This window comes from Roseateles sp. 22389 (genome assembly GCF_052044995.1).
Taxonomy (GTDB): Bacteria; Pseudomonadota; Gammaproteobacteria; order Burkholderiales; family Burkholderiaceae_C; genus Roseateles.
Genome location: NZ_JBQEOF010000012.1, coordinates 115,121 through 131,151, shown reverse-complemented (window position 1 = coordinate 131,151; position 16,031 = coordinate 115,121). Strand labels below are relative to the sequence as shown.

The 16,031-nt window shown below is 70.6% G+C and carries 13 protein-coding genes; 6 read left to right on the top strand and 7 right to left on the bottom strand.

Annotation, left to right across the window (positions count from 1 at the left end):
* Positions 1–22: 22 nt before the first annotated feature.
* The 7 genes from ACTJKJ_RS17545 to ACTJKJ_RS17515 form a co-directional block, all read right to left on the bottom strand.
* Positions 23–3,433 (bottom strand): hypothetical protein, encoded by a 3,411-nt coding sequence (locus tag ACTJKJ_RS17545; RefSeq protein WP_440821225.1) that lies wholly within the window; start codon positions 3,431–3,433, stop codon positions 23–25.
* Complete coding sequence (locus tag ACTJKJ_RS17540; RefSeq protein ID WP_297385233.1) at positions 3,430–4,665, bottom strand: hypothetical protein; 1,236 nt, start codon at positions 4,663–4,665, stop codon at positions 3,430–3,432. Before ACTJKJ_RS17540 ends, ACTJKJ_RS17545 begins: the two co-directional genes overlap by 4 nt.
* A gap of 19 nt (positions 4,666–4,684) precedes the next feature.
* Positions 4,685–4,987 carry a hypothetical protein gene (locus ACTJKJ_RS17535; protein ID WP_297385231.1) on the bottom strand — a complete coding sequence of 101 codons (303 nt, stop codon included), beginning with the start codon at positions 4,985–4,987 and terminating at the stop codon, positions 4,685–4,687.
* 109 nt (positions 4,988–5,096) lie between these two features.
* On the bottom strand, positions 5,097–5,930 hold the full coding sequence (locus ACTJKJ_RS17530; RefSeq protein ID WP_440821224.1) for a HEAT repeat domain-containing protein: 834 nt from the start codon (positions 5,928–5,930) through the stop codon (positions 5,097–5,099).
* Positions 5,931–6,040: 110 nt separating this feature from the next.
* On the bottom strand, positions 6,041–7,366 hold the full coding sequence (locus tag ACTJKJ_RS17525) for an ABC transporter ATP-binding protein (RefSeq protein WP_297389003.1): 1,326 nt from the start codon (positions 7,364–7,366) through the stop codon (positions 6,041–6,043).
* A gap of 10 nt (positions 7,367–7,376) precedes the next feature.
* A complete protein-coding gene (locus ACTJKJ_RS17520) occupies positions 7,377–9,104 on the bottom strand; it encodes an ABC transporter permease (protein ID WP_297389000.1) in 1,728 nt (575 codons plus the stop codon).
* Between the two features lie 163 nt (positions 9,105–9,267).
* Positions 9,268–10,134, bottom strand: a complete 867-nt coding sequence (locus ACTJKJ_RS17515) for a LysR substrate-binding domain-containing protein (protein WP_183489454.1) — start codon at positions 10,132–10,134, stop codon at positions 9,268–9,270.
* Between the two features lie 116 nt (positions 10,135–10,250).
* Here ACTJKJ_RS17515 and ACTJKJ_RS17510 point away from each other — a divergent pair, with 116 nt between their 5' ends.
* From ACTJKJ_RS17510 to ACTJKJ_RS17485, 6 genes are all read left to right on the top strand, one after another.
* Positions 10,251–11,528: an alkaline phosphatase family protein gene (locus ACTJKJ_RS17510; RefSeq protein WP_440821223.1), complete on the top strand. Its 1,278-nt coding sequence runs from the start codon at positions 10,251–10,253 to the stop codon at positions 11,526–11,528.
* 218 nt (positions 11,529–11,746) lie between these two features.
* Positions 11,747–12,637 carry a phosphonate ABC transporter substrate-binding protein gene (phnD, locus tag ACTJKJ_RS17505; protein WP_440821222.1) on the top strand — a complete coding sequence of 297 codons (891 nt, stop codon included), beginning with the start codon at positions 11,747–11,749 and terminating at the stop codon, positions 12,635–12,637.
* Positions 12,634–13,515 (top strand): phosphonate ABC transporter ATP-binding protein, encoded by an 882-nt coding sequence (gene phnC, locus ACTJKJ_RS17500; RefSeq protein WP_440821221.1) that lies wholly within the window; start codon positions 12,634–12,636, stop codon positions 13,513–13,515. The genes phnD and phnC overlap by 4 nt, the downstream gene beginning before the upstream one ends.
* Positions 13,512–14,357: a phosphonate ABC transporter, permease protein PhnE gene (gene phnE, locus ACTJKJ_RS17495; protein ID WP_440821220.1), complete on the top strand. Its 846-nt coding sequence runs from the start codon at positions 13,512–13,514 to the stop codon at positions 14,355–14,357. The genes phnC and phnE overlap by 4 nt, the downstream gene beginning before the upstream one ends.
* A 37-nt stretch (positions 14,358–14,394) precedes the next feature.
* Entirely contained in the window at positions 14,395–15,498 is a 1,104-nt protein-coding gene (psrA, locus tag ACTJKJ_RS17490; protein WP_440821219.1) for an iron-containing alcohol dehydrogenase PsrA, read from the top strand.
* Positions 15,495–16,031, top strand: a 537-nt coding sequence (locus ACTJKJ_RS17485) for an HAD family hydrolase (protein ID WP_440821218.1), incomplete at its 3' end; no start/stop codon positions are given. The genes psrA and ACTJKJ_RS17485, both read left to right, overlap by 4 nt.

Genomic DNA, 16,031 nt, shown 5'->3' with positions numbered 1-16,031 from the left:
GCCCATTGTGTCCCCGGCACGGTCAGATGCGGTTCTTGATGGCGAAGTGCGTGACGGCCTCATTGGTGAGCCGGGACAGCGGATCGATCACCGGCTCGTGCCCCTCGAGGTGCCAGCGTCGCACCTCGTAGGACGAGATCACGCTGGACACCTGCTGCCAGACCTCCTTGGGGATCGAGGCCAGGCCGCGCATGCAGTGGCCCAGGACGTCGGTCGGCTCGCCGGGCGGATCCTGCTTCCAGAGCACCGTGTAGTCGTAGCGGCCCGAGCGTGAATAGACACGGTCGACCGCGCCGCATTGGCGGGCCCATTCGAAGAAGGCGATCTCCCAGTCGCTGGGCTTGGGCTCGTCCGCCGCCTGCGAGCGTTCATGTCGCTCGCGGGCGTGGGCGAGGTCCGGCGGCGTCAACGCGACGGCGGGGCAGTCGCTGCCGCAGCAGTCGGTGGGCGGCAGGAAGGTGGACTGGATGTCCATGCCGCTGTAGAGCCCGGGAGCGAGAGAGAGCCGCCGCATCGCCTTCCACAGCGGCTTCTGGCTGTCGTACCAGGTGATGAGGATGACGTCTTCCCAGGCGCTGGAGGAGAGCAGCGAGTAACCCAGCAGCCGCTCGCCCACGGGGGGCGGTTCGTTGGCGAGGTCGCCTTCCAGCCGGTCGACGAGCTCCGTCCACTGCCACCGGTATCGGAACCGGATCAGCGAGAGCCGGCCCCAATGCGACGCGCCATGGGCTTCGATGGCGGCCTTCAGCTCCGTGCCGGCCAATTGCAGCACCATACGCGGCTTCACAAGCCGCCGGATCAGGCGCGGTTCGGCGTCCCCCGCCAGCGATGCCACGTCGCCGTGCGCGTGGAAGTCGCGCTCCACCGGCGTGGTGCCCTTCGCGTAAGCGAGGAACTGATAGTCGCCCAGCAACCTGGCGTAGGCCGTGCCGATCGAGGGCCGACTGCGCAGGAACGGCGGCCCCGCGCCGGTGGCCACTTCGGCATGGCGATCCCGCGACCATTTCCACTGCCCCTCCAACGCGTTCAGGCTGGCGAGGTACGGCGAGCCACCGGCAGTCGTCGATTGCCGGGCGATCTCGTCCGGGCGGATGATCCCCAGCGCGAGGGTGCCCACCGGTGCCTCGCCGCGGGCCTGGCCGGCCCGAGGCGCCGGGGCGGCGCCGGTCCCTGACGACGGCGGCTCGTCCAGCGACACGAAGTAGTCCAGTAGCCGATCCATCTCCCGGCCGACGCGGTCCTCCACCAGACGCAGTGCCGCCTTGGTCCAGCCCGAATCCTGCCGTCGCGTGTTGGTGATCTGGCGGCGGCGCAGCTGCCCCACGATGTCCCCGCACCTCGCGCTGTCGCGGACGGCCTCCGCGGAGAGCGTGTGGAAGGGCGGCAGGAACGCCACGCCGGACTTGGCGGCCGGGCCGCCCGCGGCTTGCTGGCGGTGCTCGGCCTGCACCCGCTCCACCTCGTCGGCCAGCGCATCGAGCAGCGACGGCCGCAGCCGGCTGGCCTCGAGGGCGACCCGGAAGGCCACGCCGCCGTCATGCCGCATCCAGTTGGCGTAGCGCTGGCTCCAGTCCTCGATGCTCGAGGGCCGTATGAGCGGCGGCGCCGAGGACGACGGCTCCGTCGGCGCCAGCTCCTGCCAGGAGGTGATGGGTGGGCAGGCCTCGGAGGCCCGCATCGCCGCGGTGATGTCGCGGGCCACATGCCATCGGATGTCTGCTGGCAGGTGCTCGAGGCGGTGGTGCTCGTCCAGCCGGAATTCCGAATGGCCGCGGAACTGCGGCATGTAGCGCTGCCGGTAGGCGCGCACCAGCGATTCCAGGCACCGGCGCTCCTGCGCGGTGGCGAGCTCGTAGGTGGTGCAGACCGGGGAGTTGCCGAAGAGGGCGCCGAAGTGCTGGAGCAGGTAGCGCCCCGTGGTGTTCCGGACCCAGTCGTTGAGTTTGGCGCGGTACTCCCACAGCACTTCATGGCGGGCCGAGGTGCCTTCGCGCGCATGGGCCCGGGCACCGCTCCGGGCATAGCCGGCGAGCAGGTCGCGGATCGCGGAGATCCAGCGACGGTCGCATTCCGGGGTGCGGCAGTCGCCGCGGTGAGCCAGCAGGTCGCAGGCGATCTGCAGGCGCGCCTCCCAGAAGTAGGAGACCTCTTCCTGGGGCCGCGGCTCGGGGTACTTGCGTTTGGCGGGACGGCCGAGGCCGCCCAGTTCGTGGACAGTGTCCGTGTCGAGGTCGAAGTGGTCGAAGCTCTCCTCGCCCGACAGGCCGAAGAGTTGCAGCGCCAGCGCTACCAGGTAGCCGCGCCCCCCCAGCGCCAGCGCCAGCGCGTCGGCCCAGACCTCCTCGGTGAAGTGGTCCCAGAAGTTTTCGTAGTGCGCCTGTGCCGTCCCGTCTGGGAACTTGATCATGCGCAGCGACTGCATCGCGGCCGCGCGCGCGGAGAAGAAGGTCTCCACGTCGGCCGGGTGGTGCCCGTCTCCCTGCGCGCCGGCGAATGCGCGGTTGGAGAAGGCGATGTGGGCGCACTCGTGGTACAGCAGCGGCAGCAGGATCGGCTGCTCCATGTAGAAGTAGGCGCTGCGCACCGTCGCGAAGCGGTGGCCCGCGGCGCGCTTGTGCGGGTAGTTCCTGGCGGGATCGCCCCGATCGGTTTTGACCTCGACCTTGAAGAGCTGCGCCATGCTGGTGGGCTGATGGGTCCACGTGTGGGTGAGCGACAGGTCCTCGGTCAGCTTGGCGCTGGCGTCCGCATCGGCGGGGTCCCGGCCGGCGGCGATGGAGACGAGCTTGTGGGCCTCCCAGTTCACGTGACGGCTGTACTCCGACAGGAACTCGCCATACATCGCCGAATTCCAGCGCCGCAGCAGGATGGGCGTCGGCAGCTTGCCCGGCTGGTTCTCCAGCATCTGGATCACCTTCTCGTGGGCATGTTCCAGCTGCGTCGTGTAGTGCCGGAACACCTCGGTCAGGAAGTAGCCGCGGGTCTGGATGTACCAGAAGACGCGGTCCGAGGGCCGTCGCTGCGGCGCGTCGTCCGCCGCGTCGGGGGCATGCTCGCCGCGCAGGAGCGCGTCCACCGCGAGCCGGTAGGTCTCTTCGTGGGTGAGCTGGTTCTTGTCGAGCGCGATGATGAGTCCGCCCAGCAGCGTCCACAGGCTCAGGAACGCGCGGTCGCGGACGCAGACGCGGTAGTACTCCCGGCTGCGCTTGGGCTGGCAGCACACGACGCGGGAGAAGCCGCGCACCGCGTCGTCGGCGGCGCACTCGTGGATGATCCGGTCCAGTAGCGCCGGGTCGGTGGTCAGGCCGATGACGGTGTCCTGCAGGTGGGCGCATTCCTCGATCAGGGTGTTGAAGCGCGAGTTCGCGTCCGAGAACAGGACCCAGAGCAACTGGAGCATCGCGTCGTTGACGGCGGCGGGCTTGGCGGTCATTTGATGAGCTGCAGCAGGGTGAGGTAGATGATCAGCATCACGCCGAGCGCGATCTCGAGCACCTTGTCTCCGGGCAGGCCCATCCGATGGATGGGGGCTTCCATCTGCCGCAGGTCGACCAGTTCCCAGCGGCCGCTGGCCTGATCGCGCTCCGAGTAGCGGAACACCGGGCAGCCCATGAAGGGCGCGGTGGCGGTACGACGTTCCCATTCGGTCAGATGGTCCGAGAGCCCGCGGTTCAGCAGCAGGAAGGCCGCCGCCCAGCAGACGCCCAGTCCCGCCATCAGCACCGGAAACTGGAAGGTCTGGTCGCCGGGCGTCACGCCGAGCGCCACCAGCAGCGCCGCCGCGCCGAGCAGCATGAGGTAGCCGATGAACAGCCATTCGTGCTGCTTGTAGGTGAAGGCCATGGCGCGGGTGTTGGACGAGGCGTTCTCCTCGACCATCAGGCCGATGCTGAGCCTCACCAGACTCCAGTAGCCGGACATGGCCGCCGCCAGGCCGGTCGGCGCGAACGGCCCGATGTGGGCATGCGTGACGTTGATCGAACTCTGCGAGAGGCGCGCACGGCGCGGCCCGTCGGCGAAATGCCCGAAGAAGCGGTCGCGGGTGGATTCGCTGAGGAAGCGGATCGCGTAGACCTGCTTGTCGCGCGATCGCGCAAGAAAGTACTCCATCGTCGGGAAGGGCTCGTGCGGACGCAGCGCGACGACATAGATGTCGGTCAGGTTGGGGCGCGCCAGGCGGGCCATCATGGCGGCGATCGCCACTGCCAGCGGCGTCCAGATCATCAGCAGATGCTGGAGGACCGCAGCAGCCCCGTGGCTCGCCGACGGTGCCGCGGCCGTCGGCGTCGCCATCACTGTCGCCGTCACTGTGGCCATCGATGTCACTGTCGCTGTCGCGGTCGCCATCGCGGTTGGCGCCTGCGCTGTCGCGCCCGATGCCGCGTCCGCCTGCGTGCTCCACGATGCCGCGGCTAAGTGAGGGCTCAGGGCCAGGTAATGCGCGCCGCCGACGATGGCGAGGATCAGCAGAAGGAGGGCCGCGATCCTGAACTGGTTCGGACGCCCCGTCTTCAGATGAATGCGCAGCCAGGTCGCCACCAGCGCCGGCAGCCCGGCGAAGCGCACCTCCATGCGCAGCACCTGGTCCGGCGTGCATGGCGCCGGCACGGGTGCGATGGAGTAGTTCTCCAAGCCGTGTTCGATGGAGAAGCGGACCTGCAGCATCGATCGGGCACGCCGCCCGTCAGCCTAGATGGCCCAGCCGCTTGCGCCGCGCCATGCTGACCGACTGGGTCTCGGTGGCGTAGTGCCGGGTGGGTTGCTCGAGCGGAAAGGGCGGATGGTCCTCGATCGACTCGAGGCGCTTCTGGTGACGGTCCAGCTTCCAGGTGAGGTCCTCGAGCCGTCCGGTCAGCTGCCTGACCAGCTCCGAGAGCCGGGACACTTCCTGGTCGAGCTGCCGTACCGTGCGCGCGGTCGGCGGCGGTCGGGCCGGCCCGTCCGAGGACAGATCCTGGGCGGCGCTTCCGGTCGTCGGCTCGGCCATGGCGGTCCTTCGTTTTGGAAAAGGGCCTCATGCTCGGTGCGCCGCCGGCCCCGCGTCATCATCAGGATTGATCAGGCGCCCCCCATCCCGGCGCCCGGGAAAACGCGGATCAGGCGCTGCCGCGGCAGGCCTCGGTGGCGTCCTTCAGTCGATCGAGCCACGAGGGAGACCGGGGGCCGGGACCGCTCGCCTCGGCCAATGCGACCAGCGCCGCCAGGAGCCGTGGATCGGCCAGCGCCTCCGCGGCATCCAGTTCATAGACATGGCAATCGGGCGTGAGCCGCTCGATTAGCCGGTCGACGATCCCGTCGTCCCGCCGCCGGGCCAGGCCGACCAGCGCTTCCCCGCGCACGTCGAGGTCGGCGTCGTCGAGGTTGCGCCGCAACGCCGCGCGGATCTCCGGCGAGTCCTCCATCCGCAGCGAGCCGAGCGCGAAGGTGGCCCAGTCGCGCACCTCGTCCGACGGGTCCGCGCTCAGGCGGATGAGCCCCGCGATCGTCTCGGGTTCCTCGTAGGACCCCAGCGCCACCGCGACCTGCCAGCGCATCCTGGCGTCGGGATGCGAGGCCAGTCGCAGCAGCGCCTGGACGCTCTCGCCATGCGGCCGCAACCCCAGCCCGCCCACCGCTGCGCGGACCACGTCGTGATGCGGATCGGCCAGGCCGCGCAGCAGCAGGCGCTGCGTCTCCTCCTCGGCGTACAGGGCGGGCCCAGCCGGTGTGCGGCGACTGAGCTGCGCGGCGATCGAGACGCCCACGGCCCGTCGCCGGACGTTCGGTCTCGCGCACAGCGCGACGACCCGCGCCAGCAGCGCGGGCGATCCGCGTCGCTGCAGGGCTTCGATCGCGCGCCAGCCCTCGTCGGCGTGCCAGTGCCGCAGCGCATGGCGCAGCAGGCGATCGACACCGAGGGACTTCCAACGGGGGCGGGCGGTGCGCTTCATCGGGGCGGCTCGCAGTCGCGGAGCCCCGACTCTACCGAGCCCGGCGCCGCGGGCCTGCCGCCCATCCGGGTGGCAAGGACCGCCGGCCTTCTGACGAGGCCGGCGGCCGCTCACCGCGTCGCGGTCTCCTCTTCGCCGGTCGGCAGGCGCAGGGCGCCGGTGTTGTAGTCGTACTCGAACACCTCGCCATGCCGCGCCCAGCTGACCGCCGTCTGCAGCACGGCGCCGGCTTCGGCATCGTCCAGGTGCTCGCTCAGCAGCCGCAGCACCGGCTTTTCGGGCATCTCGCCGCTGGGCTCCTGCTCCAGGCTGTGGCGGATGTGCGCGATGAGCGGCACGTGGGTGACCAGCTGCTGACCGAAGAGATCGCGCCGCAGGCCATGCGAGCCCTCGACGTAGCGCCGGCCCAGCGAGGTGAGCTGCAGGTCGCCGCTGTCGAGCTGCGCCAGCCCCAGCAGCGCCAGCGCGTGCGCCACCGGCAGCAGCTCCGCGTCGGGCAGGCCGGCTTCCTCGCAGAGCTGCGGCAGGTCCGCGCGGCCGTCGAAGGGCGGATCGGCCAGCAGCTCCAGCAGGCCGTCCATGCGCGCCACGTCGGCGGCGGGCAGGCGCTCGGCCAGCGGGGCCGGGGCGGCCGTCGCATCCACCGTGCCGGCCGCGCGCGTCGGGCGCGCCGCGCCGGCGGTCATCAGCGCGTAGACCTCGTCGATCAGCGCGCGCACGTCGGCGCTCTCGGGATCGCGCGGTCGCGGCAGCTGCACCGACAGCTGGCAGCGGATGCGCCCGGGATCGCTCGCGAAGATCAGCACGCGGTCGGCCATCATCACGGCCTCCTCGATGTTGTGGGACACCACCAGCATCGCCTGCGTCGGCATGTGCCCGCCATCCCACAGCTCCAGGATGTCCTCCCGCAGCCGCTCGCCGGTCAGCACGTCCAGCGCCGAGAAGGCCTCGTCCATCAGCAGCACGTCCGGTTCCGTCACCAGCGCGCGCGCGATGCCGACGCGCTGCCGCATGCCGCCCGACAGCTCGCGCGGCAGGGCGCCCTCGAAGCCGGACAGGCCGATCAGCGCGATTGCCTCCTCGGCCTTGACCGCGCGTTCGGCCTTGGCCACGCCGCGCGCCTCCAGGCCCAGCTCGACGTTCTGCTGCACCGTCAGCCAGGGGAACAGCGCGAAGGACTGGAACACCATGCTGATGCCGCGCGCCGGGCCCGACAGCGGCTGTCCGCGATAACGGACCTGGCCGGCATCGGCCGGCACCAGCCCGGCCATGATGCGCAGCAGCGTGCTCTTGCCCGAGCCCGATTGCCCCAGCAGCGCGACGATCTCGCCCTCGCGCAGGTGGAAGTCCACATCCGCGAGCACCGGCCGCGGATGCCCGTCGGCCGAGCGGAAGCGCTTGCCGACGCCATGGAGTTCGATGATGGATGCGGTCATGCGGTGCTCCTCACAGATGCATGCGGTCCTCGGCCAGCCGGTACAGGCGGCGCCAGACGAAGTGGTTCAGGCCCATCACGAAGACGCACATCACGCCGATGCCCAGCGCGATCCGCGGGAAGTCGCCCTTGGCCGTCATCTCCGCGATGTAGCTGCCCAGGCCATGCGCCTTGAGCGTGGTGTCGCCCCAGGACACGTACTCGGCCACGATGCTGGCGTTCCACGAGCCGCCGCTGGCGGTGATCGCCCCGGTGACGAAGCTGGGGAAGACCGCCGGCAGCAGGTAACGGCGCCATTTCAGCCAGCCGCTCAGGCCCAGGTTGCGTGCGGCGTGCCGCAACTCGGCCGGGATGTTGGACGCGCCGGCGATGACGTTGAACAGCAGGTACCACTGCGTGCCGAAGATCATCAGCGGCGAGAGCCACACGTCCGGATCGAGCTTCCAGCGCACGATCAGCACCACGACCACCGGGAACAGCAGGTTGGCGGGGAAGGCGGCCAGGAACTGCGCCAGCGCCTGCAGGCGACCGGACCAGCGCGGGTTCATCCCGATCCAGATGCCCACCGGCACCCACACCAGCGCCGCCAGCGCGATCAGCACCAGCACCCGCGCCAGCGTCACCAGGCCCAGGCCGAGCACATGGCCCGCCTCGGACCAGCCGACCTCGGCATGGACGAAGCGCACCAGCTGGTACAGCGCCACCATCACCGCGGCGGCCAGCACCGCGTCCCAGGCGCGCTGCCACGCGGCCACGGCGATGCGCGGGCGTGCGCGGATCGAGGTGCCGTCATGGTGCCGGCGGAACCAGACCAGGCTGCCCTCGAGCCGGTCCACCAACCACGCCGCGGCGCGGCGCGTGAACGCGGTGCGGCGCAGCCAGTTCAGCATCCAGGAGTTGGGCGCGTTGTCGGTGCCGCTGTCCTCGAAGCGGAACTTGTCGGCCCAGGCGACCAGCGGCCGGAACACCAGCTGGTCGTAGAGCACGATGCCCACGAGCATTGCCACGATCGCCCAGCCGATCGCGCCGAGGTCGCGCGCCTCGATCGCCATGGCGATGTAGGAGCCGACGCCGGGCAGCTTGATGCTCTGGTCGGACACCGAGATGGCCTCCGACGCGACGACGAAGAACCAGCCGCCCGACATCGACATCATCATGTTCCAGAGCAGCCCGGGCATCGCGTAGGGCAGCTCCAGGCGCCAGAAGCGTTGCCAGCCGGAGAGCTGGAACACCCGCGCCGCTTCGTCGAGCTCCGAAGGCACGGTGCGCAGCGACTGGTAGAGGCTGAAGGCCATGTTCCAGGCCTGCGAGGTGAAGATCGCGAAGATCGCCGCGCACTCGACGCCCAGCAGGTTGCCGGGGAACAGCGCGATGAAGCCGGTCACCGTGATCGACAGGAACCCCAGGATGGGGATGGACTGCAGGATGTCGAGCATCGGCACCAGCACCTTCTCGGCGGCGCGCACCTTGGCCGCGAGCACCGCGAAGACCGCGCTGAAGAGCAGCGCCAGCACCATCGCCGCCAGCATGCGCAGGTTGGTGCGCAGCAGGTAGTAGGGCAGGTGGGACGGGTCCAGCGACAAGGGCAGCGGATCGCCCAGCGCGAAGGGACGCGTCATCTGCGCCGCGCCGTAGGCCAGCAGCACGAGCAGGCCCAGCACCAGCGGCAGCAGCGCCCAGTCCCAGCGATTGGTGCCCGCCTCGACCACGGGGCGGGGGAAGAATTGGCGGCGGTCCATGCGCGCTCTCTTCTCTACATGGATTCCAGGGAACAGACGACCCCCTGGGGCCCCCCGCGCGAAGGTCCGCAGGATGCCTGCGGCGGCCTTCAGAAACCTGTCTGCTGTCTGTCCGCTGTCTGGCCGCGCGCGGCCCGCGCGCTACCCGCGCGCCACCCGCGCCTCAGCGGCGCAGGCCTTGCGCCACCTCGAAGAAGGAGCCCAGCAGCAGACTGTCGCGGCGCTCCTTCAGGCAGTACAGGTGCGTCTCGGTGAAGGCCGGGTCGCCCTCGATGCGCACCGGGCGGAAGCGCGCGTCGGGGATGAATTCCGCCTCGGACACGACGCCGATGCCGATGCCCCGCGCGGCCGCCTCGCGCAGCGCCTCGCGGCTGCCGATCTCCATCGCGACGCGCGGCGTGATGCCCGCCTGGCGCAGCGCCGACTCGAGCGCGCGGCGCGTGCTCGATCCGGCTTCGCGCTGCAGCAGCGGCTGCTCGGCCAGCTCCCGCAGCGACACATGCTCCCGCGCGGCGAAGGGGTGGTCGAGATGGACGAAGAGGATGATCGCGTGCCGCGCGTAGGCCATGGTCTCGAAGCCCGGCGCGTCGTGGAAGCGCGCCAGCACGCCGACGTCGATCACATAGTTCTCCAGGTCGCCGAAGACCTGCGCCGAATTGCCCAGCCGGATCGAGACGTCCACCTTGGGATAGCGCTGGCGGTAGGCATCGACCATCTCGATGACGTGGAAGGGGCCCACCGCGCCGAGCTTGAGCTGCCCGCGGGTGAGCTCCCCGCAGTCATGCAGCAGGTTGTAGGCCTCGACCTCCAGCGCGGCAAGCTGCCGGGCGATCGGCAGCAACTGGTGGCCGACGCTGGTCAGCTCGATGCGATGGCCGCGGCGGTGGAAGAGCTCCACCTTGTGCTGCTGCTCCAGGCCCTGCACCTGCGTCGTCAGGGTCGGCTGCGAGAGCCCGAGCGCCCGCGCCGCCGCGCTGAAGCTGCCATGGCGGGCGACGGCGAGGAAGGCGCGGAGCTTGGCGGCGGACATGTATAGACGCTCTCGATGATTTCTTGCGGTTGGCCATATTGATTCGATCGAGTGACGGTCACGTGACGTTCCTACGCTGCGCGGGCAGTTCCCCCTCAACCCGACCTGGAGTGCCCATGACCCGGACCCGTTTCCCGCGCCCACCGGCGCATCGCCTGCCCGCGCGCTTCGCCGCGCTGTCCACCGCGCTGTCCACCGCCCTGTTCACCGCGTCGATCGCGGCGCTGCTCGCCATGGCCCCGCCGCCCGCGCAGGCGCAATCGGCCCCGAGCCCGCTGGCCTCGTTCACGCGCACGCTCGATGCCGCGATCTCCGGCTACAACCGCGAGCACCTGAACGGCGTCTCGCCCGAGGCCTGCGCCGCAGCCTGCCTGGCCGATGCGCGCAAGTCGTGGTGCGTGAGCTTCGACTACTACAAGGCCTCGCAGCAGTGCGACCTCAGCGACAAGCGCGCGGCCGACGTGGGCGGGCTCAAGACCGACTACGCCGGCAACCCGTATGACCATTACGCGCTGATCCCCGGCCCCGGCGTGCCCAACCCGATCGTGGGCCCCTACGGCCGGCGCCATGTGCTGGTGATCGGCATCGACGGCCTGCGTGGCGACGCGCTGTTCTGCGCCGGTTGCGCGACCACGCCGGCGCTGAGCCAGCTCGCCGCGGTGGGCGCCTTCCACGGCAACGTGCTGGCCGGCGGTTCGCAGTCCACCTACAGCGGCCCGGGTTGGGGCACGCTGTTCACCGGCTACTGGGCGGACCAGCATGGCGTCACCGGCAACGACGCCAGCCTGCCGCTGCGCAAGCCGCATGTCTTCGACCGCATCAAGCAGGCCTATCCGACCGCCACGATCGCGGTGGTCGGCGACTGGGCCAACATCACCGGCAACCTCAAGCCCGTGGGGGCGGACTTCGTCGTGGCCAACGCGGCGAAGAACTCGCAGCAGGCGACCGATGCGGTCAAGGGCTGGTTGTCGTGGACGAACCCGCCGACCGCGATCTTCTATTACCTGCACAACGTCGATATCCACGCCGCCAGCTACGACCCCTACAACGCGTACTACCAGTCCAAGATCGCCGGCGAGGACGCGCAGATCCAGCAGGTGCTGGACGCCCTCGCGGCGCGGCCGACCTATGCGCAGGAGGAGTGGCTGATCGTCGTCGTCTCCGACCACGGCGGCACCGGCAGCGGCCATGGCGGCCAGAGCGCTGGCGAGCGCGATGCGGCGCTGGTGATGACCAACCGCTACCGCAATCCCACCAAGCCGGCCTACTGCCAGGGCGACCTGACCGGCACGCCGCTGCCCCAGACCGGCGCGCTGACGCCTCACGTGCTGGACTTCCTCGGCCTGGTCAACGATACGGCCGGGAGCAAGCACCCCGCTTGCGGCAGCCACTGAAGGCGCCGGCTGAAGGCAAGCTGATGGAGGGCCGGAGGCGGCGCGGCCCCTCCGGTCCTTCAACGCTCCGGCCCTGCGGTGCCGTCCGGAGAGACCGAGCGGACGATCCATAGATTGCATGAATGCTTCGGTCGAGAAATCAACATGGGATCGATGGATCTGCTGTCATGTTGGATTCATAGAGTGCCGGCATCCGCTCACCACTCCTGGATGCCGCCATGTCCCATCCCCGCTTCTCCGCCGCGCGCCGCACCGCGCTGGGTGCCGCCCTGGTCCTGACCGTCTGCGCGGGACTGCCGCAGCACGCATCGGCCCAGCAGCGGGCGCTGACCATCGGCCTGATCCCCGCCGAGGACTCCCAGGCCATGATCGAGTCCAGCCGGCAGGTGCTGGACGCGCTGCAGCAGCAGCTGGGCATGCCGGTGAAGCCCTTCGTGGCCACCGACTACAACGGCGTCATCGAGGCGCTGCGCGCGAAGAAGCTGGACGTGGCCTACCTCGGCCCCTTCTCCTACGTGCTGGCGAGCTCGGTGGCCGAGGTCGAGGCCTTCTCCGTCGCGGTGACGAAGAAGACCGGCCAGAGCGCCTACCGGAGCGTCATCCTCGCCCGCAAGGACAGCGGCCTGCGTAGCGTCGCCGAGCTCAAGGGCCGCAACTTCGCCTTCGTGGATCCGAGTTCCGCCTCCGGCCACCTGTTCCCCAAGGCAGGGCTGCAGCAGACGGGCCTGGACCCGGACGCCTACTTCGGCCGCGTCGTGTTCTCGGGCTCGCACGACGCCAGCATCCTGGCGGTGGCCAACAGGAAGGTCGACGCGGCCGCCGTCGCGGACCGCATCTTCAACAGCGCCGTCGCGAAGGGGACGGTCAAGCAGGACGACTTCGTCGTGCTGTGGTCCTCCAGGCCGATTCCCGAATCGCCGATGGTCTGGCGCAAGGACCTCGACCCGGCGCTCAAGGAGAAGCTCGCCAAGGCGCTGGCCAACCTCAAGGACGTGAAGTGGGGCGACCAGGGCGTGCTCAACGGCTTCCAGCCGACCAGCGACGCCGCCTACGACGTGGTCCGCGACACCGCCAAGGTGCTCAAGCTCGACCTGCGGGGCATGAAGTGATCGCGCTGCGTGGCGTCACCAAGCGCTTCGGCGACAACGCCGTGCTGCGCGGCGTCGACCTGGACGTGCGGCCCGGCGAGTTCCTGGTCGTGCTCGGCCCGTCCGGCGCCGGCAAGTCCACCTTGCTGCGCTGCATGAACCGCCTGGTCCAGGCCGACGGCGGGACGATGACGATCGCCGGCCTGGACGCGCGCGGCGCCGAACGCGCCACGGAGCTGCGCGAGCTGCGTCGGCGCGTGGCGATGGTGTTCCAGCACCACCAGGTCGTGCCGCGGCTCAGCGTGCTGAAGAACGTGCTCAGCGGGCGGCTCGGCGCGATGGCCGTCTGGCGCTCGGTGCTGCAGCTGTTCCGCGCGTCCGACATCGCGCTGGCCATGGCCTGCCTGGACCGCGTCGGCCTCGCCCACAAGGCGGCGTCGCGCACCGACGCGCTGTCGGGCGGGCAGATGCAGCGCGTGGGCATCGCCCGCGCGCTGGCGCAGCAGCCGCAGGTGATCCTGGCCGACGAGCCGGTCGCGAGCCTGGACCCGCACACCGCGCGCCAGGCGCTCGGTTACCTGAAGCAGGCCTGCCGCGAGCTCGGCATCACCGTGGTCTGCAACCTGCACCAGGTCGACTACGCGCGCGAATTCGGCGATCGCATCGTCGGGCTCTCGCAGGGACGCGTGCTTTTCGACCGGCTGCCGCGGGAGCTCTCCGAGGCGGAACTTGACGCGCTCTACGCGGGCAGCGCGCAGGCCGGCCTGCAACTGATCGCGCCGGTGAATGCGCCAGCAAATGAGCCAGCGAATGAGCCAGCGAATGACCCGGAGCGCATTGCCTCGATGGCAGCGTCGGCGCCGCCGGCCGCCACCGCCCCGACCTGGAGGACCGCATGACGACGATGACCGCTGTCGACCGCGCCGCCCGCGATCGCACCCGCTGGCTGGTGGCTTTGCCCACGACGCCGGGCGGCTGGACGAAGCTGCTGGCGCTGATGGTCGCGGGCCTGTGGGCGCTGCAGTGGAGCGCCCGGGGCGCGCAGCTGAGCCCGGCCGAGCTGGCGAGCGGCCTGCCGCAGATCGCCGATTTCCTCGGCCGCACCTGGCCGCCGGACTGGCGCATCTTGGAGCGGCTGTGGGCGCCGGCGCTGGAGACGGTCCAGATCGCCGTGTGGGGCACGCTGCTGGGCGTGATCGGCGCGATCCCGGTGTCCTTCCTCGCGGCGCGCAACCTGCACGGACCCCGCTGGCTGTATCACCTGACGCGCCAGGGCCTGAACGTGACGCGCAGCATCAATGAACTGATCCTGGCGCTGGTGTTCGTGTCGGCCGTGGGGCTGGGACCGTTCCCCGGCGTGCTGGCGTTGGCGGTGCATGGCGCGGGCATGCTGGGCAAGTTCTTCGCCGAGGCTATCGAGGAGATCGACGACGGTCCGCTCGAGGCGCTGCGCGCCACCGGCGCCCGGCCGCTGCAGGTGATCGCCTTCGGCGTGCTGCCGCAGGTGATCACCGCCTGGATCGCGGTGGTGCTGTATCGCTTCGAGGTCAACCTGCGCTCGGCGACGGTGCTGGGCATGGTGGGCGCGGGCGGGCTGGGCTTCGAGCTGGTGGGCAGCCTCAAGCTCTTCAAGTATCCCGAGACCGCGACCTGCATCCTCGTGATCACGGCGATGGTCGTCAGCGCCGACCTGGTGTCGAGCCGGCTGCGCCGCGCGATCCAGGATGCCGGCCGGCATTGAACCGGCATTGACCGTCATCGAGCGCGAGGACCCGCCCATGACCCCCTGGACCTTCCACAACCCCGTCGACGTGCGGGCCGGCAACGGCGCGCTGGCGCAACTGCCGCGCCTGGTCGGCGCGCGCGACGCGCTGCTGATCGCCTTCCCGGAGGCCGAGGCGCTCGGGCTCGTCGGCCGGATGCGCGAGCTGCTCGGCGACCGCCTCGTCGCGGTCGAGACCGACATCCGCCCCAATCCCGACCTGTGCTGGCTCGCGCCGCTGTACGAGCGACTCTGGCGCGAGCACCGCGGCGCGCGCTGCGTGGTCGCGCTGGGCGGCGGCAGCAGCATCGACTGCGCCAAGGCGATGCTGACGGCGACGCCGTCGGGCCGCTTCGATGAACTGCTCGATCACCTCGTCGATCCGAAGGCGGCGCCGCTGTCGGCCGATGCGCCGCATCGCGCGCTGATCGCGGTGCCGACCACCGCCGGCACCGGCAGCGAGGTCACGCCCTGGGCGACGCTGTGGGACGCCGCGCGCGGCCGCAAGCATTCGCTGCACCTGCCCTGGACCTGGCCGGAGGCGGCGATCGTCGATCCGTCGCTGATGGTGAGCCTGCCGCTGGGCGCCACCCTCGCGAGCGGACTGGACGCGCTGTCGCATGCGCTGGAGGCGCTGTGGAACGTGCATCGCAATCCGGTGTCCTCCAGCCTGGCCGCGAGCGCCGCGCGGGCGATCGTCGCGACGCTGCCGGCGCTGCTGCGCGAGCCGCGCCGGCTCGACCTGCGGGAGGCGCTGGCCGTCGCGGCGCTGCAGGCCGGCATGGCCTTCTCCAACACCAGGACCGCGCTGGCGCATTCGCTGTCCTACGACATCACCTTGACGCGCGGCACGGCGCACGGCATCGCCTGCTCGTTCAGCCTGCCGCGTGTGATGCGCCTGGCCTTCGGGCGCGACGCGGCGCTGGACGCGCGGCTGCTGTCGATCTTCGACGCGGCCGATGCGGACGGCGCGGTCGCCGCGCTGGAACGTTTCCTGGCCGCGCTTGGCGTGTCCACCGATCCCGCCGACTACGGCATCTCCCCCGGCGACTGGGACGCACGCGTCGCGCAAGCGCTGCGCGGCCCTCGCGGACGCAACTTCATCCAGGCCCTCGCATGAAAGACGTTTCGATTGCCACTCCTGTTCAGACGCACTCGACGAGCCACGCCGCGTCGAGCACCACGACCGCCGAGGTCCGGCGCCACCCGCGCCTGCAGGCGGTGATCTTCGACTGGGCCGGCACGCTGGTCGATCACGGCTCGCTGGCGCCGACGCAGATCTTCGTCGACGCGTTCGCGACCTTCGGGATCGCGCTGACGCTGGACGAGGCGCGCGGCCCGATGGGGCTGTCCAAGCGCGACCACATCCGCACGCTGCTGGAGGACGACGGCTTGCAGGCGCAATGGCGCGCGCGTTTCGGCCGCGCATCGAGCGACGCGGACATCGACGCGATCTATGAGCGCTTCATGCCGATGCAGATCGCGCATGTCGGTCGTTACTCGGCGCCGATCCCGGGCGCGGTGGAGGTGCTCGCCGCGCTGCGCGGCGCGGGGCTGAAGATCGGCTCGTGTTCGGGTTATCCGCGCCAGGTGATGGACGTGCTGCTGCCGCGGGCCAAGGCCGATGGCGTCTGGGCGGACCACGTCGTCGCC